At 67.1% G+C, this 20,645-nt stretch carries 15 protein-coding genes and 1 pseudogene; 5 read left to right on the top strand and 11 right to left on the bottom strand.

Annotated features, from left to right (window positions below; translation table 11 throughout):
- Position 1: 1 nt before the first annotated feature.
- From AC3A6P_RS16345 to AC3A6P_RS16335, 3 genes are all read left to right on the top strand, one after another.
- Positions 2–1,018 (top strand): peptidylprolyl isomerase, encoded by a 1,017-nt coding sequence (locus AC3A6P_RS16345; RefSeq protein ID WP_487692696.1) that lies wholly within the window; start codon positions 2–4, stop codon positions 1,016–1,018.
- A gap of 327 nt (positions 1,019–1,345) precedes the next feature.
- Positions 1,346–1,678 (top strand): hypothetical protein, encoded by a 333-nt coding sequence (locus AC3A6P_RS16340; RefSeq protein ID WP_487692695.1) that lies wholly within the window; start codon positions 1,346–1,348, stop codon positions 1,676–1,678.
- Between the two features lie 49 nt (positions 1,679–1,727).
- Complete coding sequence (locus AC3A6P_RS16335) at positions 1,728–2,384, top strand: DUF2161 domain-containing phosphodiesterase (protein ID WP_487692694.1); 657 nt, start codon at positions 1,728–1,730, stop codon at positions 2,382–2,384.
- Positions 2,385–2,450: 66 nt separating this feature from the next.
- Here AC3A6P_RS16335 and AC3A6P_RS16330 read toward each other — a convergent pair whose 3' ends face one another.
- From AC3A6P_RS16330 to yajC, 6 genes are all read right to left on the bottom strand, one after another.
- Positions 2,451–4,805, bottom strand: a complete 2,355-nt coding sequence (locus AC3A6P_RS16330; protein WP_487692693.1) for a RelA/SpoT family protein — start codon at positions 4,803–4,805, stop codon at positions 2,451–2,453.
- Positions 4,806–4,900: 95 nt separating this feature from the next.
- Positions 4,901–5,425, bottom strand: a complete 525-nt coding sequence (locus tag AC3A6P_RS16325) for an adenine phosphoribosyltransferase (protein ID WP_487692692.1) — start codon at positions 5,423–5,425, stop codon at positions 4,901–4,903.
- Between the two features lie 14 nt (positions 5,426–5,439).
- Entirely contained in the window at positions 5,440–7,101 is a 1,662-nt protein-coding gene (locus AC3A6P_RS16320; protein ID WP_487692691.1) for an ABC transporter substrate-binding protein, read from the bottom strand.
- A 5-nt stretch (positions 7,102–7,106) separates the two neighbouring features.
- Positions 7,107–8,366, bottom strand: coding sequence for a protein translocase subunit SecF (gene secF, locus AC3A6P_RS16315; protein WP_487692690.1), 1,260 nt, complete (start codon positions 8,364–8,366; stop codon positions 7,107–7,109).
- Between the two features lie 4 nt (positions 8,367–8,370).
- A complete protein-coding gene (gene secD, locus AC3A6P_RS16310) occupies positions 8,371–10,182 on the bottom strand; it encodes a protein translocase subunit SecD (RefSeq protein ID WP_487692689.1) in 1,812 nt (603 codons plus the stop codon).
- A gap of 121 nt (positions 10,183–10,303) precedes the next feature.
- On the bottom strand, positions 10,304–10,642 hold the full coding sequence (yajC, locus tag AC3A6P_RS16305) for a preprotein translocase subunit YajC (RefSeq protein ID WP_487692688.1): 339 nt from the start codon (positions 10,640–10,642) through the stop codon (positions 10,304–10,306).
- A 527-nt stretch (positions 10,643–11,169) separates the two neighbouring features.
- Between yajC and gabT the strand changes: the two genes are divergently transcribed.
- Positions 11,170–12,510 (top strand): 4-aminobutyrate--2-oxoglutarate transaminase, encoded by a 1,341-nt coding sequence (gene gabT / locus AC3A6P_RS16300; protein ID WP_487692687.1) that lies wholly within the window; start codon positions 11,170–11,172, stop codon positions 12,508–12,510.
- 65 nt (positions 12,511–12,575) lie between these two features.
- Here gabT and AC3A6P_RS16295 read toward each other — a convergent pair whose 3' ends face one another.
- Complete coding sequence (locus AC3A6P_RS16295) at positions 12,576–13,211, bottom strand: hypothetical protein (RefSeq protein WP_487692742.1); 636 nt, start codon at positions 13,209–13,211, stop codon at positions 12,576–12,578.
- Positions 13,212–13,560: 349 nt separating this feature from the next.
- Between AC3A6P_RS16295 and car the strand changes: the two genes are divergently transcribed.
- Positions 13,561–17,076 carry a carboxylic acid reductase gene (car, locus tag AC3A6P_RS16290; RefSeq protein ID WP_487692686.1) on the top strand — a complete coding sequence of 1,172 codons (3,516 nt, stop codon included), beginning with the start codon at positions 13,561–13,563 and terminating at the stop codon, positions 17,074–17,076.
- Between the two features lie 63 nt (positions 17,077–17,139).
- Here car and AC3A6P_RS16285 read toward each other — a convergent pair whose 3' ends face one another.
- The 4 genes and pseudogenes from AC3A6P_RS16285 to AC3A6P_RS16270 all read right to left on the bottom strand — a co-directional run bounded on the left by AC3A6P_RS16285 (position 17,140) and on the right by AC3A6P_RS16270 (position 20,605).
- The gene (locus tag AC3A6P_RS16285; protein WP_487692685.1) at positions 17,140–17,523 is read right to left on the bottom strand and encodes a DUF1304 domain-containing protein; all 384 of its coding nucleotides are present in this window, start codon (positions 17,521–17,523) and stop codon (positions 17,140–17,142) included.
- A 219-nt stretch (positions 17,524–17,742) separates the two neighbouring features.
- Positions 17,743–19,023, bottom strand: a complete 1,281-nt coding sequence (locus AC3A6P_RS16280; RefSeq protein WP_487692684.1) for an HNH endonuclease signature motif containing protein — start codon at positions 19,021–19,023, stop codon at positions 17,743–17,745.
- Between the two features lie 209 nt (positions 19,024–19,232).
- A pseudogene (locus tag AC3A6P_RS16275) lies at positions 19,233–19,427 on the bottom strand (helix-turn-helix domain-containing protein); the annotation flags it as partial.
- A complete protein-coding gene (locus AC3A6P_RS16270; protein WP_487692683.1) occupies positions 19,424–20,605 on the bottom strand; it encodes a Cmx/CmrA family chloramphenicol efflux MFS transporter in 1,182 nt (393 codons plus the stop codon). The gene AC3A6P_RS16270 and the pseudogene AC3A6P_RS16275, both read right to left, overlap by 4 nt.
- Positions 20,606–20,645: the final 40 nt, after the last annotated feature.

Genomic DNA, 20,645 nt, shown 5'->3' with positions numbered 1-20,645 from the left:
GATGACGGTCCCGCCGCCCTACGGGCCGCCGCCGAGCCCGCAGTGGCCGGGCCCGCCGCAGCCCTGGCCCTACCCCGACCCTCCCGAGCCGCACAAACCCACCAACGGCCTGGCCATCGCGTCGCTGATCTGTGCGGTGTTGTTCGCCCCGCTGGGGGTGCTGTTGGGCCATCTGTCGCTCTGGCAGATCAAGCGCCGCGGCCCCGATGCCCAGGAGGGGCGCAACTTCGCCGTGGCGGGGCTGATCGTCGGCTATTCACTCACCGTCATCGCGGTGGTGTCCGTGGTGGCGGTGTCGTCGTTCTTCTCGTGGGCCAACAGCCAATTCGACAGCCGCGCCGGCTTTCCCGAGCCTCCGCCGCTCACGGCCCGCCCGATGCCGCAGGATCTGCCCGCGTTCGATCCACCCGCGGATCTGGGCAGCGCGTGCACCTACTCCCCGACCGGTGAGCCGGCGAGCAAGCCGGCCAGGCCGCCGCGTGGTGGAGTGGTGCCCACCGACCCCGCCACGGTGGCGGCCACTCTGCTGACCAACGACGGCGCGATCGGACTGGAGTTGGACAACGGCAGGGCGCCGTGCACGGTCAACAGCTTCGTCAGCCTGGCGCAGCAGGGCTTCTTCGACGACACCCCGTGCCACCGGCTGACCGCCAACAACTCGTTGTCGGTACTTCAGTGCGGCGACCCGACCGGCACGGGCACCGGCGGACCCGGATACGAGTTCGCCAACGAGTACCCCACGAACCAGTACCCGCCGGACGATCCGGGCCTGCAAAAGCCGTTGCTGTATCCGCGCGGCACCCTGGCCATGGCCAATGCCGGTGCCGACACCAACGGCAGCCAGTTCTTCATCGTCTACGAGGACTCCAGGCTGCCGCCGACCTACACGGTGTTCGGCTCGGTCGACGAGACGGGACTGGCGACGGTCGACGAGATCGCCGCCCGCGGGGTCACCGGGGGCAATCTGGACGGTGAACCGGCAAAGCCGGTCACCGTCGAATCCATCCGGCTCGACTGAATCCGCACGCTCGATTGCGCGCGCAGGGGTGGGAGCCCGAAAGCGAACGAAGATTCAGCAAACGAACCGATACAAAACAACTTCTTGCTGACCCCGTTGCTTGCATTTATGGTCGATAGAGACACATGAGCAACTTGAGACTGTGTTGCCCCACCGGGGATGCGGTAGCACTGTTCAAGAGGGGGCAAAATGGCTGATCAAACGGCGGTTATGACCCGAACTACGCCACCGTGGTGGCGCGCGACGACAGCCCTGTCCGGCCGGATGCGAGATCTGACGGCCGCTGACAGATGTGCGCTGACCGAAGCAACCACCGACTCACAGCTAATGAATTCGTCGACGCCCACGTCAATTGTTTGTCTATATGTCTCGATCACCGGACTGGCGCTGGACTGCGATACGGGCTCGGTCACCGGGTCGCTGGCAACCTCCAGCCCGCTGACGTTCATCCCGGGCGCGGTGCGCACCGCACGCGGGTTGGCCCGCGTCTACCGGGACGGCACGGTTCATTACACGCCGTCCACCGAAGCGCGCCGAGCGGCCTCGCGGCCCGACGCCGCATTCCTCGGTCACCACCGCGACACTGTGTCGGTGATCGCCAAGGACGCCGACGGCGAACCGGTCCGGGTCCAGACCACCATCGCCATCCTCGGATTCTGACCCGTTCACGTCCCACACCCGCGGCAAGGGTTGCACTAGCCTGCTGCCCATGCCGCTGGAAAGCGACCTCTATCCGCCGGTCAAGGCGCTGCTCGAAGGTCAGGGTTACGTCGTCAAGGGCGAAGTCAGCCACTGCGATGTGGTGGGGGTCCGCGGGGATGAGCCGCCGGTGATCGTGGAACTCAAACGCGCATTCAGCCTGGGCCTACTGCTCCAGGGCGTCGACAGGCTGACACTGACCGACACCGTGTACCTCGGCATCGGGCGAATACCCAAGCAGAGCAAGGAAATCCGCACCCTGTGCCGGCGGCTGGGGCTGGGGCTGATCGTGGTGACCGGTCAACGGGCCGAAGTGCTGATCGACCCCGCGCCGTACGCCCCGCGCAAGAACAAGCGCAAGGCCGGGCGGCTGCTCGGCGAACACGCCCGCCGAGTCGGGGACCCCAACCTCGGCGGTTCGTCGACCCGGGTCCCGATGATCACCGCCTACCGCCAGGAGGCGGTCCGCTGTGCCGAGTTGCTGCGCGACGGCCCGATGCGGTTGGCGGACATGCGGGCCAGCGCCGATGTGCCCAACGCTGCCAAGATCCTGCAGAAGGACTACTACGGCTGGTTCGAGCGCGTCGAGCGTGGCACGTACGCGCTCACACCCGTGGGTCAGACCGGGATCGCGCGGTACTCACCGACTTCTGCAACCGGGTCATGAACGCCGGTCAGGCGGCGGTGCCTGATCGCCGCCTTCCTCCCCACGCTCGTACCTCGCGAGGGTCGGTCAGGCGGCGGACGTCACTCGGTACACGTCGTAGACACCCTCGACATTGCGCACCACGTTCAGCACGTGTCCCAGGTGCTTGGGATCGCCCATCTCGAAGGTGAACCGGCTGATCGCCACCCGGTCATCGGAGGTGGTGACCGAGGCGGACAGGATGTTGACCTTCTCGTCGGCCAGCACGCGGGTGACATCCGAGAGCAACCGGTGCCGGTCGAGCGCCTCGACCTGAATGGCCACCAGGAACACCGAACTGGGCCCCGGCGCCCACTGGACGTCGATGATGCGCTCGGACTGCTCCTGCAGCGAGGCGGCGTTGGTGCAGTCGGTGCGGTGCACGCTCACCCCGCCGCCACGGGTGACGAAACCCATGATGGCGTCACCAGGCACCGGCGTGCAGCACTTGGCGAGCTTGCTCAGCACCCCGGGCGCGCCGGGCACGGCGATCCCGACGTCGTCGCTGCTGCGTTGCCGGATCGGCACGTTCGACGGGGTGGACCGCTCGGCGATCTCATCCTCGGCGTCGTCGGCTCCTCCCAGAGTGGCGATGAGACGCTGCACCACATGGTGCGCCGAGATGTGACCTTCACCGACCGCGGTGTAGAGCGCCGACAGATCGGTGTAGCGGAGCTCGCGCGCCAGCGCACCCATTGACTCGGCAGTCATCAACCGCTGCAACGGAAGTCCGCCGCGGCGCACCTCGCGGGCGATGGCGTCCTTGCCGGATTCCAGGGCCTCTTCGCGACGCTCCTTGGCGAACCACTGCCGGATCTTGGCCTTCGCCCGCGGTGACACCACAAACGTCTGCCAGTCGCGCGACGGCCCCGCGTTGGGCGCCTTGGAGGTGAAGACCTCGACCACTTCCCCGTTCTCGAGTTTGCGTTCCAGCGCGACGAGACGGCCGTTGACGCGAGCTCCGATACAGCGGTGCCCGACCTCGGTGTGCACGGCGTAGGCGAAGTCCACCGGCGTCGAGCCCGCCGGCAGCGTGATGACATCACCTTTGGGGGTGAAGACGAAGATCTCCTGTACCGCAAGGTCGTAACGCAGCGACTCGAGGAACTCGCCCGGGTCGGCGGCTTCCCGCTGCCAGTCGAGCAGTTGACGCATCCACGCCATGTCGTCGATCTCTGCGGCGGCGTGAGTGGCCGAAAGTCCGTTGCGGCCCTTGGCTTCTTTGTAGCGCCAGTGCGCGGCGATCCCGTATTCGGCGGTGCGGTGCATGTCGCGGGTGCGGATCTGCACCTCCAGCGGTTTGCCCTCGGGTCCGATCACCGTGGTGTGCAGTGACTGGTAGACCCCGAACCGTGGCTGGGCGATGTAGTCCTTGAACCGGCCGGCCATCGGTTGCCACAGCGAGTGCACCACCCCGACAGCGGCATAACAGTCGCGGATCTCGTCGCAGAGGATCCGCACACCCACCAGATCGTGGATATCGTCGAAGTCGCGGCCCTTGACGATCATCTTCTGGTAGATCGACCAGTAGTGCTTGGGCCTGCCCTCGACGGTGGCACTGATGCGCGACGAGTTCAGCGTCGCCACGATCTCCGCCCGCACCTTGGCCAGGTAAGTGTCCCGCGACGGCGCCCGGTCGGCGACCAGCCTGACGATCTCCTCGTACTTCTTGGGATGCAGGATCGCGAACGACAGGTCTTCGAGTTCCCACTTGACCGTCGCCATACCGAGCCGATGCGCCAGTGGCGCAATGACTTCCAGCGTCTCACGGGCTTTGCGGGCCTGCTTCTCCGGCGGCAGGAACCGCATGGTGCGCATGTTGTGCAGCCGGTCGGCGACCTTGATCACCAGCACCCGCGGATCCCGGGCCATCGCGATGATCATCTTGCGGATGGTCTCGCCCTCGGCCGCGGTGCCGAGAACCACGCGGTCCAGTTTCGTAACGCCGTCGACCAGGTGGCCGACCTCGTCGCCGAACTCGGCGGTCAGCGCCTCGAGCGTGTAACCGGTGTCCTCGACGGTGTCGTGCAGCAGCGCGGCCACCAAGGTGGTGGTGTCCATACCGAGTTCGGCGAGGATGTTGGCGACCGCCAGAGGGTGGGTGATGTACGGGTCGCCGGAACGGCGCAACTGGGTGGCGTGGCGTTCCTCGGCCACCGCGTAGGCCCGTTGCAGCAGCGTCAGATCCGCTTTGGGGTAGATCTCGCGGTGCACCGCCACCAGTGGTTCGAGAACCGGGTTGATGGCGCTGCGCTGTGCGGTCATCCGGCGCGCCAGGCGTGCCCGCACCCGCCGCGACGCGCTGCTGGAGGCCTTCGGAGTCTCGACCCGCGGCTCGGCGGACGGCACGGTCTGACCAGGAGAGGCTGCGGGTGAGGTCACCGTTGACTGGTCATCGGCCACTGGCGCGCCACCTCCTTGTCGTATCGGTGTTCATGACTCCTCACCGAGAGTATCCCTTGCGACTCGCCCTTACCCGCAGGTCGCCGCAGTGCCGGTCATACCCTGTGCAGGCTGGTGACCGACAGCGGGGCCACCTTGTCGCGGCCACCCAGGTCGGCGAGCTCAAGGACCACCGCGGCGACGGGCACCACCGCACCGCTCTGCACCAGGAGGCGATGCGCGGCGACCATGGTGCCGCCGGTGGCCAGCACGTCATCGAGGAGTACCACGGTGCGGCCGGCCAGGTCGATGCCGTCGGCGGGGATCTCCAGGACCGCGGTGCCGTACTCCAGCGAGTACTCCTCGCGGTGCACCGGCGGCGGGAGCTTGCCGCCCTTGCGGATGGCCAGCACCCCGGTACCCAGGCGCGTCGCCACCGCTGCACCCAGCAGGAACCCACGCGCGTCGATACCGGCCACCAGATCGGCGCCCTGGGCGATCTCGGCCAGCGCCTCCGTCACCGCCGCCAGTCCGTCCCGGTCCGCGAGCACCGGTGTCAGGTCCTTGAACTGGATCCCTGGTTCCGGGAAGTCGGGCACCTCACGCGTCAGGGACGCGATGATCCGGGCAACGTCGCTCATGGGGCCCCGTTCACTCAAGACTTCATACTCCAGCGGTCCATGTTCCACCCCGCACCCCACCGGGTCGGGTTGCTGCTGACGGCCTCGATGTTCTTCGACGTCATCAGTGTGCGCTGCTGACGGTACAGCGGCATGGTCGGCATGTCGGCCCACAGGATCGGAGCCCCCTCGCCGTACAGACGGGCCTGCTCCTTCGGGTCGAGCGTGACGGCCAGCGCGCTGATGATGCCGTCGATCTGGCCGTTGGCGTATCTCGACAGGTTGTCGCCGTTGCCGGCGAACAAGGTGTACGCATCCACCACCGACGACCCGGAGGATCCGCTGCCGGTGGCTCCCCCGGTGCTGGCGATCAGCACGTCGATCTGTCCGTCCCGTAATGCCTGCGGGCCGGCCACATCCGAGGACGCGTCGGTGACCGTGATGCCCGCCGGTTCACACGCCTTGGCGATGGCCCCGACGGTGGCCGCCAGCCGGGCGTTGGGAGTCTGGTAGCCGATGCGGACCGTCAGCGGCCGGTTCTCCAGCGTGTCGCGCGCCGCGACCGGATTCGACGTCATGAACGGACCCGCTTCCGGGACGTTCTCGGTCATGGCCAGCGCATCCTCGTTGGCCGGGTTCAGCCTGGCGTTGGAGACCGGCACCTCGGCGTTGCGGGCGATCACGTCGCGCGGGGTGCAGTGCGCCAGCGCCCGACGCTCCGGGATCTGCGACAGCGGGCCCTGCGGGGCGAAGATCATCTGTTCGATGCCGGTCGATGGCGAGTCCACGCGGTCGTAGTTGTCCGGGGTGGTGAGGGTGCCCGACGACCCGGTGGCGACGTCGACGACCTCGAACGTGCCGTCGTTGACACGATCCTGGACGTAGAGGCCGCGCTGCCACACCGTGATCCGCGGGGTCACCGGTTTGGTGCCCCACCACCGGTCGTTGGCGACCAGCACAACGGCGCCGTCGTCACGTACCGACTCGATCTTGTACGGCCCCGAGGACGGGAACTTCTTGACGTCGACGCCGGGTTTCAGATCCCAGCCGGTGTTCCACACCTGCGCGATCCGCTCGATGACGGGCACATCGGCCGCCTGCAACGCGCGGGTCACCCCGCCTTCACCGAGACCGAGTTCGTCGGCGATCACGTGCGAGGGCATCAGCGAGGTGGCGGTGAACAACTGGCCGTACTCGGCGAAGCCCCGATCGATGGCGAACGACACCCGGGCCTTCTTCTGCCCGGGCTGGCAGTCGATGTCGGCGATGTCGATGTAACCGGCACGGCTGGCGGCGTCGAACTGCGGGAACCGCCCCGACTGCGCCAGCCAGGTCAACACCATGTCATCGCAGGTGATCGGTTTCCCGTCGGAGTACACCGCGTTGTCGGCGATCTGATAGTCGAGGATCAGCGGCTCCCGGCCCACCACGGCGATCGACCCGAAGTCATGGTCGGCCACCACCTGGCCGTCGGGTCCGTGGTAGCCGAAGCCGGTGAGCACCCGCGCGAAGGCCTGCGCACCGCCGGAGGCCGCACCGGTCACGGTGTTGGTGTTGTACGTGACCAGCGCGCCGTCCACGGCGTAGTCGATCTCGTCACCGCCGCCGCCACCGCAGCCGGCCAGCGCCACCGAACCCACCAACACCGCGACCGCCGTCATCGCGATCGCCGCGATGCGCCGCGATCTGACTCCCATCGCGGCTAGCTCCGTCGAGGGCTGCGCTTGCCCGTCGGACGGCCGGTCGAACGGGTGGGCCGTGACGGACGGGCCGCGTCGGCAGGCGCGGATACCGCAGCCGGAGTGGCGTCGCTGACTTCCGCGTCCTCATCGGTGTCGGCGTCGCCGACCTTCGCATCGGTGACCGCACCGGAGCCGGCGCCCCCGGCGCGATTGCGCCGGTTCATCACCCGGCGGGTGTGCACCCGGACCTTCTCGGTGCGCTCCCGCAGCGTCACCAACAGCGGCGTGGCGAAGTAGATCGACGAGTACGTACCGACCACGACGCCGACCAGCTGCACCAGCGCGAGGTCCTGCAGAGTGCCCACGCCCAGCAGCCACACCGCGATCACCATCAACGCCACGATCGGCAACACCGAGATCAACGCGGTGTTCAGCGAGCGCATGAAGGTCTGGTTGATCGCGAGGTTGGCCTGCTCGGCGAACGTCCGTCTGGTGGTGTGCTCGAAACCGTGGGTGTTCTCTTCGACTTTGTCGAACACGATCACCGTGTCGTACAGCGAGAAGCCGAGGATGGTGAGCCAGCCGATGACCGTCGCAGGCGTGACCTCGAAGCCCACCAGCGCATAGACGCCGGCCGTGACCACCAGGTCGAACACCAGGGTGGCCAGTGCGGCCATCGCCATGTAGCGCTCGTAGCGCACGGTGATGTAGACCGCGACGATGGCCAGGAACACCACCAGCGCGATCAACGCCTTCTCGGTGATCTGCCCGCCCCAGGTCTCCGACACCGCGGAGTCGGAGATCGCCTGCGGGCTGGGCTGTCCGTCGGACCCGATCGGCTGGAACCTGTCGAACAGCGCCTGCCGCAGATCGGCGGTCTGCTGGTTGTCCAGCGTCTCCGACCGGATCTGGACGGTTGCCGACGGACCGTTGCCGACGATGACGACCGACTCCGGGGCCTCACCCAGGGTCTCGCTGAACACCGTCTCGACCTGCGTGGCGTCCGCTGAGCCGTTGACACCCGCGACCGGGAGGGACACCTTGGTGCCGCCCTCGAAGTCGATACCGAAGGTGAAGCCGCGCAACACGATTGCCGCGATCGAGATCAGCATGATCACACCGCTGATCGTGTACCAGAGCTTGCGCTTCCCGACGACCTCGAAGGCACCGGTACCGGTGTAGAGGCGAACGAAGAAGCCGTGCTGCGGTACCTGCCCGGCGCCGGCCGGCTCGACATCGAGTGCGTCTGCGTTGTTCTTGTCTGCCGTTTTGTCTGCCATTGCCTTAACCCCGTCCCGCCGACGCCGCGGCCCGGCGTTCCCGGGCGATCTGCTGTACCGCTCCCAACCCGTTGAAGGCCGGTTTCGCGAGCAATGCGGACTTCGATGCCAGGAACACCAGCGGCCACGTCACCAGGAACACCACCACGACGTCGAGGATCGTGGTCAGGCCCAGGGTGAACGCGAAGCCCTTCACCTGCCCGACGGCCAGGACATAGAGCACCAGCGCGGCCAGGAACGTCACGGCATTACCCGACACGATGGTCTTGCGGGCGCGTGCCCAACCTCGTGGAACCGCGGAGCGGAACGAGCGGCCTTCCCGGATCTCGTCCTTGATGCGCTCGAAGAACACCACGAACGAGTCGGCCGTCGTTCCGATACCGATGATGAGGCCGGCGATACCGGCGAGGTCGAGGGTGTACCCGATGTAGCGCCCGAGCAGGATCAGGATCGCGTACACCATCGCGCCGGAGGCAATCAACGACAGCGCCACCAGCAAGCCGAGCACGCGGTAGTAGAGCAGCGAGTACAGCAGCACCGCCACCAAGCCCACCGCACCGGCGATCAACCCCGCCTTCAGCGACTGCAGCCCCAGAGTCGCCGAGACCGTCTCGGCCTCAGAGGACTCGAACGACAGCGGAAGCGAGCCGTACTTCAGGACGTTGGCCAGTTCAGCGGCCGACTGCTGAGTGAACTGTCCGGTGATCTGCGTGCGCCCACCGGGAATGGCTTCCTGGATCTCGGGAGCGCTGACCACCTGCGAGTCGAGGGTGAACGCCGTCTGGGTGCCGATGTTCTGCGCGGTGAACTCGCCCCAGGTCGTGGCGGCATCACTCTTGAATTCCAGGTCGACGATGTAGCGCGCCTGCTGCTGATCGAAACCGGACGACGCGTTGGCGATCTGTTCACCGCTGATGATCGACGGATCCAGCAGATAGACCGTGGCCTTGTCCTGCGAGCAGGTCACCAGCGGCAGGTTGGGGTCATCGTTACCGGCGAGGACGTCGTCGTCACCACAGCGGCCGGCCTGGTACTGCAGTGCCAGAACCTGAACGCTCTCGTTGTCGCTCTGGCGCAGCTGCTTCTCGAAGGCGATGCGCTCGGCCAGATCCTTGCGGGGGTCAGGCGGCGACTGGTCTCCCGGGGCCGCGGGCGTCCCGGGTGCCGGAGCGGCCGGCGTCTCGCCTGCCGGGGCCGGTGCGGGTGACGGCGTCGGGGTCGGTGCCGGCTCGAGCGGGTAGGGCCGCGGCTGCGCCGGCGGCGCGCTCGGAGCGGCCGGCTGGCCGTCAGCAGGTGCCCCTGCTCCCGGAGGAGCACCGGGGATCAGTCCACCGGGTGCCGGTGCGCCGGGGGCGGGTGCGCCTGGCGCTCCGGGCGGGACGGCGCCGGGGGCGGGTTGGCCCTGACCTTGACCGGTAGCCGCGGCCAGCTGGTCGACCGGCACGGCATATTTCACCGGACGGATGTAGAGGCGGGCGGTCTGCCCGAGGTTGCGCGCCTCGGAGCCGTCGTTTCCTGGCACCGTGATCACGAGGTTGTCGCCGTCGATGACCACTTCGGAGCCGGACACCCCGAGCCCGTCGACGCGGCTGCTGATGATCTGCTGCGCCTGGTTCAGCGATTCCCGGGTGGGGGCGGTTCCATCTGGGGTGCGTGCGGTCAGCGTGACCCGGGTACCACCCTGTAGATCGATGCCCAGCTTGGGGTCGGGCTGCTTGTTGCCGGTGAAGAACACCAGCGCGAAGGCACCTACCAGCAGAACCAGGAACAGCGTCAGGTAGCGGTACGGGTGCACCTGCGCCGTAGACGATGCCACGTTGTTGTGTCTCCTCCGAGGTCGTGCATGCAGTCATCCATGCTCAGGCCCGGTTTCGGGCCGTGGCGTTAGGGGCGATCGGTCGCCCGCACCCGGAAAGGGTACGTGCCGTACCTGGCGATCAGTCTCTGTGCAGCCGGTCGGGGTCCGAGGGCGTGTCACCGATCTCGGTTCCCGACTCCAGCTCGTCGTCGACCTCGGTGGTGGGGGCGATCTTGTCGCGGACCGCCAGCTTCATCCAGGTGGTGACGACACCGGGGGCGATCTCCAGGTCGATGTAGTCGTCGCCGACGCCGGTGATGGTGCCCTGCAGGCCCGACGTGGTGTGGATGCGGTCCCCGATCTGCAGCGATTCGTGCAAGTCGATGGTCGCCTGCATCGCCTTCTTCTGCTTACGCGATGCGAAGAACATGAACGCGCCCAAGATGATCAGCAGGGGCAAAAATACGACCAGATCCATGACAGCTCGAGTCCTTCTACTCTTTCGTGGCTACTTCAGTTTCGATTTCGTTCCGGGGCGGCTACGTCCCTGACCATTCGGTGCTGGACCAGCAGGTCACCGGCACCTCATAAGTGTCCAGTGTGCCATTGGTGCTGATCGCACCGACCCGCACCGCCCGGATGCGTCCAGCGTGCCGAGGGTCGCCGGCTGCCGAGGTCGCGACGATGATCGCACGGATTGGCCCCACCAGTCACATGCCCGGTCTTGCGCTCCCCAGCACCGGCCGGAGAACTCACGCCTCGAGGCGGGCGAGACTGGCCTGGAAATGGACTGTCCCCCGGTGGGACCGCCACCGGGGGACTTTTAGAAAGTAACTGCCACCGATTACGTACGCAATTCGACGAACTGATACGTATTCCATCGCCGATCGGAGAAGTAGCTGGGGATTCCAGTAGGCCGGGCGCACCCCGACGACTAGGCTCGTCGTGCGGGGAACACCAGCGAAATCGGTCCCCGTGAGTCCAGCCGTTGACAGGAGTCCTTACGTGTCCACCCTCGAACAGAGCCGTCTGCTGGCCACCGAGATCCCGGGTCCCCGGTCGGTGGAGTTGGCCGGTCGCAAGACCGCAGCGGTATCACGCGCCGTCGGAACCACCATGCCGGTCTACGCCCAGCGCGCCGGCGGCGGCATCGTCGAGGACGTCGACGGTAACCGCCTGATCGATCTGGGGTCGGGTATCGCCGTCACCACGGTGGGTAACGCCTCACCGCGGGTGGTCGACGCGGTGGCCGCGCAGGTCGCCGACTTCACCCACACCTGCTTCATGATCACCCCGTACGACGGCTATGTGTCGGTGTGTGAGCACCTCAACCGGCTGACCCCCGGCTCGTACGAGAAGCGGTCGGCGCTGTTCAACTCCGGGTCCGAGGCGGTGGAGAACGCCATCAAGATCGCCCGGTCCTACACCAAGAAGCAGGCGGTCGTCGCTTTCGATCACGCTTATCACGGCCGCACCAACCTGACCATGGCACTGACCGCCAAGTCGATGCCCTACAAGAGCGGCTTCGGCCCGTTCGCTCCCGAGATCTACCGCGCACCGCTGTCCTACCCCTACCGTGACGGCCTGATCAACAAGGACCTGGGCACCGACGGTGAACTGGCCGCCGAACGCGCGATCTCGGTCATCGACAAGCAGATCGGCGCCGGCAACCTGGCCGCGGTGATCATCGAGCCCATCCAGGGCGAGGGCGGATTCATCGTCCCCGCGCCGGGTTTCCTCCCCGCGCTGCGCCAGTGGTGCTCCGACAACGGCGTGGTCTTCATCGCCGACGAGGTGCAGACCGGGTTCGCCCGCACGGGTGCGATGTTCGCCTGCGAGCACGAGGGCATCGAGCCCGACCTGATCGTCACCGCCAAGGGCATCGCCGACGGACTGCCGCTGTCGGCGGTGACCGGGCGCGCCGAGATCATGGACGCCCCCCACGTGTCCGGCCTCGGCGGTACCTACGGCGGCAACCCGATCTCCTGTGCGGCCGCGCTGGCCACCATCGAGACCATCGAGCTCGACGGCATGGTCGCGCGGGCGGCTGAGATCGAGTCGTTGATGAAGGACCGCCTGCATCGGCTGCAGGCCGAGGACGACCGGATCGGCGATGTCCGCGGCCGCGGCGCCATGATCGCTGTCGAACTGGTGAAATCCGGTAGCTCTGAACCGGATCCGGAGCTCACCAAGGCTCTCAGCTCGGCCGCCCATGCCGCGGGTGTGATCGTGTTGACCTGCGGCACGTTCGGTAACATCCTGCGGTTCCTGCCGCCGCTGAGTATCACCGACGAGCTGCTGATCGAGGGCCTCGACGTGCTGGCATTGCTGCTCGCCGACCTGTAGGCAACCTCGAAAAACAATCCCGGCCGTGGAGCAAGTCGCTCCACGGCCGGATTTCTCTCGCGGGATCAGTGGTGGACCAGAGGGCGGTGGCCGGTTCCGTTGCCGCGGAACAGGTTCCGCCAGCTGCGCCGCGGACGGCTCTCAGCGGTGGGGCCGATGACCTCGGTGCGCTGGTCGGCCATCGGCAGCGGCGTCGACACGGGCGCCGCGGTATCGGTCTCCGCCACAACAGGCTCGGTGCGCTGGGCGTAGGCGACGTCCCGCACGCTCCGGATGGAGAGCCGGCCCACAGCCAAAGCGCCGAGGAACACGATCAGCGCCCCCAGGCCGGAGAAGAAGGCCAGTTCCAGGGCCACCGTCTTGGCCGGCGTCGCGGCGACGGGAACACCCAGCTCGCCCATGGACAGCATCGACGCGAAGGCGCGCCCAGCGACGAACCAGGCACCGGCGATCACGGCGAGCCAGCCGCCGAGGGTGGCGCTGGCGCGGTTCCGAGAGGTCAACAGGAGCAGACCGCCGAGCACCGTCACAGCTCCGGGCAGAACCTCGAGCCAGCCGCGCGCGTCCGTCCACACCCACGGCTGGTCGGGTGAGTATGCGAAGTCGAAATACGGCCCGACGAAGGGGATCAACGCTCCCCACACACCCAGCAACAGCAACAGGAAGCCGCTGGCCGCACCGCGGCTACGGGCGATCTTCATGCGGCCACCCTTGAGCTGGTGCACATCCACGGTGCCCGTCGAGGCATCGACCGTGCGAGTCCTCTTCATTGTTGCCTCCTCTTGTTGGGGCACTGGATACCCACCGGACCGCGGGGACTAACTCGCGCGCGGCGCCCGGCCCCGATCCCGTCGGCCGGCTCCGCCGGTGTGACTCCAATCACTCTGGCGCGCAGAAGATTTCGACTGTGACGGCAGACACACGAAGCAAAGTTCACAGTCAACTGACAGCCCCCACGGGATTAAACTTAGTTTTACTAACGTAGTTTTAGATGGCGCGGTCACCACGCCGCCTTTCTTCCTCATTCCTGCTAATTCCAAGGGGACCTCTATGAACGCTGCACAGTCAGCCCAGGACCGCGAGACCCGCCTCGCTCACCGGATCGCCGATCTCTACGCCCACGACGCGCAGTTCGCAGGCGCTCGCCCCAGTGACGCCATCAGCGCGGCGATCGACCAACCCGGCCTGAGCCTGCCGACGATCGTCGAAACCGTGATGGTCGGCTACTCCGACCGCCCCGCCCTGGCCCAGCGCGCCGTCGATCTCGTCGTCGACTCGGCCACCGGCCGCACCACCGCGACGCTGCTCCCCCGGTTCGACACCTTGACCTACGGTGAGCTCTGGGAACGCATCGGCGCGGTGCGCAACACCTGGCACCACGAAGGTCTGCACGCCGGTGACCGCGTGGCCATCCTCGGCTTCACCAGCGTCGACTACACCACCGTCGACATGGCGCTCGTCGGACTGGGTGCGGTGTCGGTGCCACTGCAGACCAGCGCGCCGGTAGCCCAGCTCCGCCCGATCGTCGCCGAAACCGAACCGGCGCTGATCGCCTCCAGCATCGACTTCCTCGACGACGCCGTAGAGCTCATCCTGACGGGCCACCAGCCGCAACGCGTGGTGGTGTTCGACTACCTGCCCCAGGTGGACGACCATCGCGACGCGCTCGCCGATGCCCGTCGCCGCCTCGCCGAAGCCGGTCACCCCCTGCCGGTGGAGCCCCTGTCCGAAGTGCTGACCCGCGGTCAAGACCTGCCGGCCGCACCGAAGCCGGACTCCACCGAGGACAATCCGTTGAGCCTGCTGATCTACACCTCCGGCAGCACCGGCGCACCCAAAGGGGCGATGTATCCGGAGAACAAGGTCGCCAACATGTGGCAGGCATCGGCCCGCGCCGCGTGGCTCCCGGAGCAGTCCCCACTGCCGGCCATCGTGCTGAGCTTCATGCCGATGAGCCACATGATGGGACGCAGTGTTCTCTTCGGTGCGTTGTCATGCGGCGGCACAGTCTATTTCGCCGCCCGCAGTGACCTGTCCACCTTCCTCGAAGACCTCGCGCTCAGCCGCCCCACCCAGCTCAGCTTCGTGCCACGGATCTGGGAGATGCTGTTCAACGAGTATCAGAGCGAACTGGATCGCTCGGCGGCAGACGATGACGATCAGGTGCTGACCGCATTGCGGCAGAAGCTGCTCGGCAATCGGTTCGTCTCGGCGATGAGCGGATCGGCGCCCATCTCGGCGGAGATGAAGGCGTGGGTGGAGCGTTTCCTGGACATGCATCTGGTGGAGGGTTACGGCTCCACCGAAGCCGGCGCGGTGTTCGTCGACGGTGTCGTGCGACGTCCTCCGGTGATCGACTACAAGCTGGTCGACGTCCCCGAACTCGGATACTTCCACACCGACCGGCCCCACCCCCGCGGTGAACTGCTGGTCAAGAGCGAGCAGCTGTTCCCCGGGTACTACAAGCGGCCCGATGTGACCGCCGAGATGTTCGACGCCGACGGCTTCTACCGGACCGGCGATATCGTCGCCGAGCTGGGACCGGATCAGCTGGAATACGTCGATCGCCGCAACAACGTGCTCAAGCTGGCGCAAGGTGAATTCGTCACCGTCTCCAAATTGGAAGCGGTCTTCGACAGCGCCTCGCTGGTGCGGCAGATCTATCTCTATGGCAACAGCGCGCGCTCCTATCTGCTGGCGGTGGTGGTGCCGACCGAGGACGCGCTGGCGCAGTCGGACCCCGAGACGCTCAAGGCGCGCATCAGCGAGTCGCTGCAGCGGGCGGCGCGGTCGGCGGATCTGCAGTCCTATGAGGTCCCCCGCGACTTCCTGATCGAGACAACGCCTTTCACGCTGGAGAACGGGTTCCTGACCGGTATCCGCAAACTGGCCCGGCCGAACCTGAAGGCACACTACGGCCCCCGGCTGGAGGAGCTCTACAGTGAGCTCGCCGACGGCCAGGCCGCCGAGCTGCGCGCGCTGCGCCACAGCGGTGCCGAGCAGCCCGTGCTGGAGACCGTGAGCCGGGCCGCCGGTGCACTGCTCGGCGCGGCGGCCTCCGACCTGCAGGCGGGCGCCCACTTCACCGATCTGGGCGGAGACTCGCTGTCGGCGTTGACCTTTGCCAACCTGCTGCACGAGATCTTCGGGGTCGACGTGCCGGTGGGCGTGATCGTCAGCCCGGCCACGGATCTGGCTGCCATCGCGGCGTTCATCGACGCCGAGCGCGCCGGTGGGAGCAAGCGTCCGACGTACGCTTCGGTGCACGGCAGGGAGGCCACCGAGGTCCACGCCCGCGATCTGACGCTGGACAAGTTCCTCGACGCCCATACGCTGGCCGCCGCACCGACCCTGCCGGGCCCCGCCGAACAGGTCCGTACCGTGCTGCTGACCGGCGCCACCGGATTCCTCGGCCGCTACCTGGCCCTGGAGTGGCTCGAACGCCTGAGCCTGGTCGACGGCAAACTGATCTGTCTGGTGCGGGCCAAGTCCGATGAAGACGCCCGCCGCCGGCTGGAGGCGACATTCGACTCCGGTGACCCCGAATTGTTGCGGCACTACCAGGAATTGGCCGCCGCGCATCTCGAGGTGATCGCCGGCGACAAGGGCGAGGCCGACCTCGGGCTCGATCAAGCCACCTGGCAGCGCCTGGCCGATACCGTGGACCTGATCGTCGACCCCGCCGCGCTGGTCAACCACGTGCTGCCGTACAGCCAGTTGTTCGCGCCGAACGCGCTGGGCACCGCGGAGCTGATCCGCATCGCGCTGACCACGAAGATCAAGCCGTTCGTGTACGTTTCGACAATCGGCGTCGGCGCCGGCATCGAGCCCGGCACGTTCGTCGAGGACGCCGACATCCGCGAGATCAGCGCCACCCGCACCGTCGACGAGAGCTACGCCAACGGGTACGGCAACAGCAAGTGGGCCGGCGAGGTGCTGCTGCGCGAGGCGCACGACCTGTGTGGGTTGCCGGTATCGGTGTTCCGCTGCGACATGATCCTGGCCGACGTGACCTATGCCGGGCAGCTCAACCTGCCGGACATGTTCACCCGGATGATGCTGAGCCTGGTGGCCTCCGGAATCGCGCCGGAGTCGTTCTACGAACTCGACAGCGCCGGACAACGGCAGCCCGCCCACTACGACGGCCTGCCGGTCGAGTTCATCGCCGACGCGATCTCCACCCTGGGCGCCAATGTGGTCGAGGGATTCGAGACCTATCACGTGATGAACCCCTACGACGACGGTATCGGAATGGACACCTTCGTCGACTGGCTGATCGAAGCCGGGTATCCGGTGCACCGCGTCGGTGACTACGCCACCTGGCTGGCCCGGTTCGAGACGGCCCTGCGGGGGCTGCCCGACAAGCAGCGGCAGGCCTCGCTGTTGCCGCTGCTGCACAACTACGCCCGCCCGGAACATCCGATGCGGGGGTCCATGGCACCGGTCGACCGGTTCCGGACCGCCGTGCAGGAGGCCAAGATCGGCCACGACAAGGACATCCCGCACATCACCGCCCCCGTCGTCGTCAAGTACGTGACGGATCTGAAGCTGCTGGGTCTGCTCTAGACCCAGCCTCGACTACGCCAGGGCCGGTGCCCTCCCCGCTCACCGGTCCTGGCGTAGTGCCCTTCACACCAGGGCGAGGGCCAGCAGCACCACGGCGATGGCCGGGAAGGTGCCTTGGGTCAGCGCCGCACGGGCTTTGTCCGGCGACGACGCCACCAGCACCAGCGCCGCAGCCGCCATGGACCCGGCGCCGGCGAACACCAGCGCCGCACCGATACCTTTGTGGCCCAGGGCGACCGCGGTGATACCCAGTGCGGTGATCACCGCCAGGAACAGGTTGTAGAAACCCTGATTGAAGGCCAGCAGTTTGGTGGCCTCGGCTTCTTCCCTGGTGGTGCCGAAAGCCGCCCGGGTGCGCGGGCTGGTCCATGTCAGCGACTCCATCACGAAGATGTAGACGTGCAGCAGCGCCGCGAGCCCGGCGAAGATCGATGCCGCAGTGATCATGAAAGCTCCGGTATCTCGCGAAGAGCGCCACGCTCAGCGCTGTCGGTGGATGTGCTGTCGGTGGATGTGCACTGTAATCGAACACCACGCCTTGTCAGGAACCCATCGTGATCCAGCAACTCGACGCCGCGGGCCCGTGCCGCGATGGCCACCCGCGCGACGTCGACCGCCGGGAGCAGCTCGGCGAGAACGCGCAGACCGGCGTCGATTCCCGCCAGACTAGGCGGCGGTAAATGGTGGTTTCGGCTGGTATGGCGTGTACCACCACCAGTCGCAGCGTTGCCCGCCGGGCCCGGGGTGCGGTGGAACATCAGGTGGTGGTGTGGTCGGCGGACGCGCCAGTGATCCGGCGCGTAGCGGATGCCCGGCTGCATCGGTGACCACGAGGCGATCCACCGGACCGGTAATCGTGATGACATGCTTGTGGTGCATCCGATGGTGAAATGGGCATACCAGCACCAGGTTCCAGAGCTCGGTGGGGCCACCGTCCTCCCAATGGACGACGTGATGAGCATGGAGTCCGCGGGTGGCCCCGCACCCCGGCACAACGCAGGTGCCGTGGTCGCGGTGCTCGAGGGCGCGGCGCAGCCGGCGGCTGATGGTGCGGGTTTCGCGGCCGGCGCCGATGGGGCGGCCGTCGCGTTCGAACCACACCTCACAGGTGGAATCGCACAGCAGGTACCGGCGGTCGGCATCGGAGAGCAACGGCCCCAGATGCAATGCGGCAACGCGGGACTCGAGATCGAGATGCACGACGACGGTGGTCCGCTGTCCGTGCGGGCGGGCAGTGACATCAGCGTCCCAGCCGGCTCGCACCAAGCTCATGAATCCGTCGACCGGGACCGGGAACGGCGGTGTCTGATCGGATTCTTCATCACCGTGGTCTCTTTTCCAGTCGGCGACAACCTTGTCCTGATGCGACTGCAGCGCGGCGTCGAACTCCGCAGCCTCCTCGGCAGGCAAGGTGACATGCCAGGTGGTGGACTGCTCACCGCAGGTCTTGGTGATCGACCGCGGCGCCTCCGGTTCCGGTATCGGCTCGGGCTCGACGTCGGGCTCTGGTTCAGGTGTGGGACGCGGTTCCAATGCAACCGCCTGACGGATCTGCTTGACGGTGGCAAACCGGGCGAACTGCGCGTAATGCGCATCGGAACCCGCGCCGGCTTTCTCAGCGACGGCTCCCACCTGGTCCAGCGACAACCAACCTTCGCGCATACCTGCAGCGCACTGTGGGAATTCAGCGGACCGCTGCGCCACCGTGGTGATGACCGTGGCGGTGTGCGGCGAGACCCCGGTCTTGGCAGCCACCAAGGACGCCACCGACCGATACCCCGTGGCGCCCGCCAACCCGTCACCGTCGATCTCGGCGACGATCTCCACGATCTCCCCGTCGATCGCATTGCGCTGGCCGGTCAGCTCCCCGAGCCTGTCCAGCAACACCTCCAGCCGCTGCTTGGGAGAAACCCCAGCAGCGGCCAAAGGCGTTGCAGTGGAAGGCATGACACCATCAAAGCAGACACGTCCGACAAGAAAGCTGAGCTCTGGGCCGAACAAGGCCGGCCCGTTCTCCCCCTCGTCCCCGGGGCTGGGGAGTGTCGCAGTAACGGTGTAAGTGGCCTTACGGCCCCCGGTGTACCGGGGGCGGAAGGGCCACCTGGTGACCGAGACTGTCGTGGCTGTGGAGCCATCGCAGAAAGGACCATGACGAGGGGTTCGGTGCGGGGCGTAGAGGGCTTGTCGAGGAGGCCAGCGTCACCATGCGGACGCCACCGGTTGACCCACTTCGAGGCGCAGGCGTGTGAGATGCCCATCTCTGCGGCGATGTGAGCGAGGGGCCGAGTTCGGCATCGATGGACAAGCCGTCGACGGCCTTCGACGCTCAGCGGAGCATCTGCGTGACTCACCCGACAACGTCGCTTCGGTATCGAGGTGCGATCAGGCGTTGCGAGGGCAGCAGCATGATCAAGGCGACGCCGGTTAGGGCGATGGCTACCCACACTGGCCCGAGATCACCGGAACACGGGAGCGCCACCGCCCCAGCTGCCGGACCTACCGCCGCCCCGATGTTGAGCGCGGCGGTCGCATAGGAACCGCCCATGGTGGGCGCTCCGGACGCCGCGTAGAGTACCCGTGCGATCAGGGTGCTCCCCACGGCGAACGCCAGCATTCCTTGGACGAAGATCAGGATCAAGAGAAGCACCGGGTGTGCGGCAAGCAGCGCGAAAGCCACCCATCCCGAAAGCAGGATGGGTGCGCCCACGCCGAGAGTCCGACGCGGGTATCGGTCGGAAAGGCGTCCGGCCGCAGCCACTCCGAGAAAAGATCCAAGGCCGAACAGCACCAGGGCCAGCGGTACCCACACCTCATCCAAGGCAGCGGTCCCGGTCACGACGGGGGCGAGGAACGTGAACGCGGCGAACGTGCCACCGTTGACCAAGGCTCCGAGCAGCATCGCCATGAATAAACGGGGCGAACAGAGTTGAGCGAGTTCGAAAACCAGAGACTTCGCACCGTCGGACCGTTCCGATGCTGAGTCTGTGTGGGGCCGAATCCCGACGAGGATGCCGGCTGCGGCGGGAACGCATAGCAACGCGACGGTCCAGAACGTGGCCCGCCACCCCATCGCGCTACCGAGCAGAGCGCCGGTGGGGACGCCGGCGACGGTCGCGATCGTGGTGCCGGACAGAAGGATTGCCAGGGAACGTCCCTTCTGGTCAGGGGCAACAAGACGGGTCGCAGTGCTCAGGGCGACTGCCAGGAAACCGGCGTTGGCGACCGCGGCCAGGACACGGGTGGCGAACAGCACGGAGAAGGACGGGGTGATCGCGGCGACGACGTGACAAAGTGCGAAGACCACCACGCAACCGAGCAGTGTGGCCCGCGCAGGCCATCGGCGAGCGAAGGCGGCCATCGTGGGGGCGCCCCCGATCATCCCGACCGCGAACGCCGATGTAAGCAGTCCAGCAGTCCCGACCGAGACGTCGAAACTGGTGGCGATGTCCGGTACCAGGCCGGCGAGCATGAATTCTGAGGTGCCCATGGCGAAGACCGCGAGGGCAAGCAGGTACAGAGCGAGAGGCATCGAGTTACTCCGAGGGAAGAAACGAGCAGAAGGCGTCTCG

The organism is Mycobacterium sp. Soil_C_30, assembly GCF_057656995.1.
The sequence above is the reverse complement of the archived record's forward strand: the minus strand, read 5'-3'. Positions and strand labels throughout refer to the sequence as shown.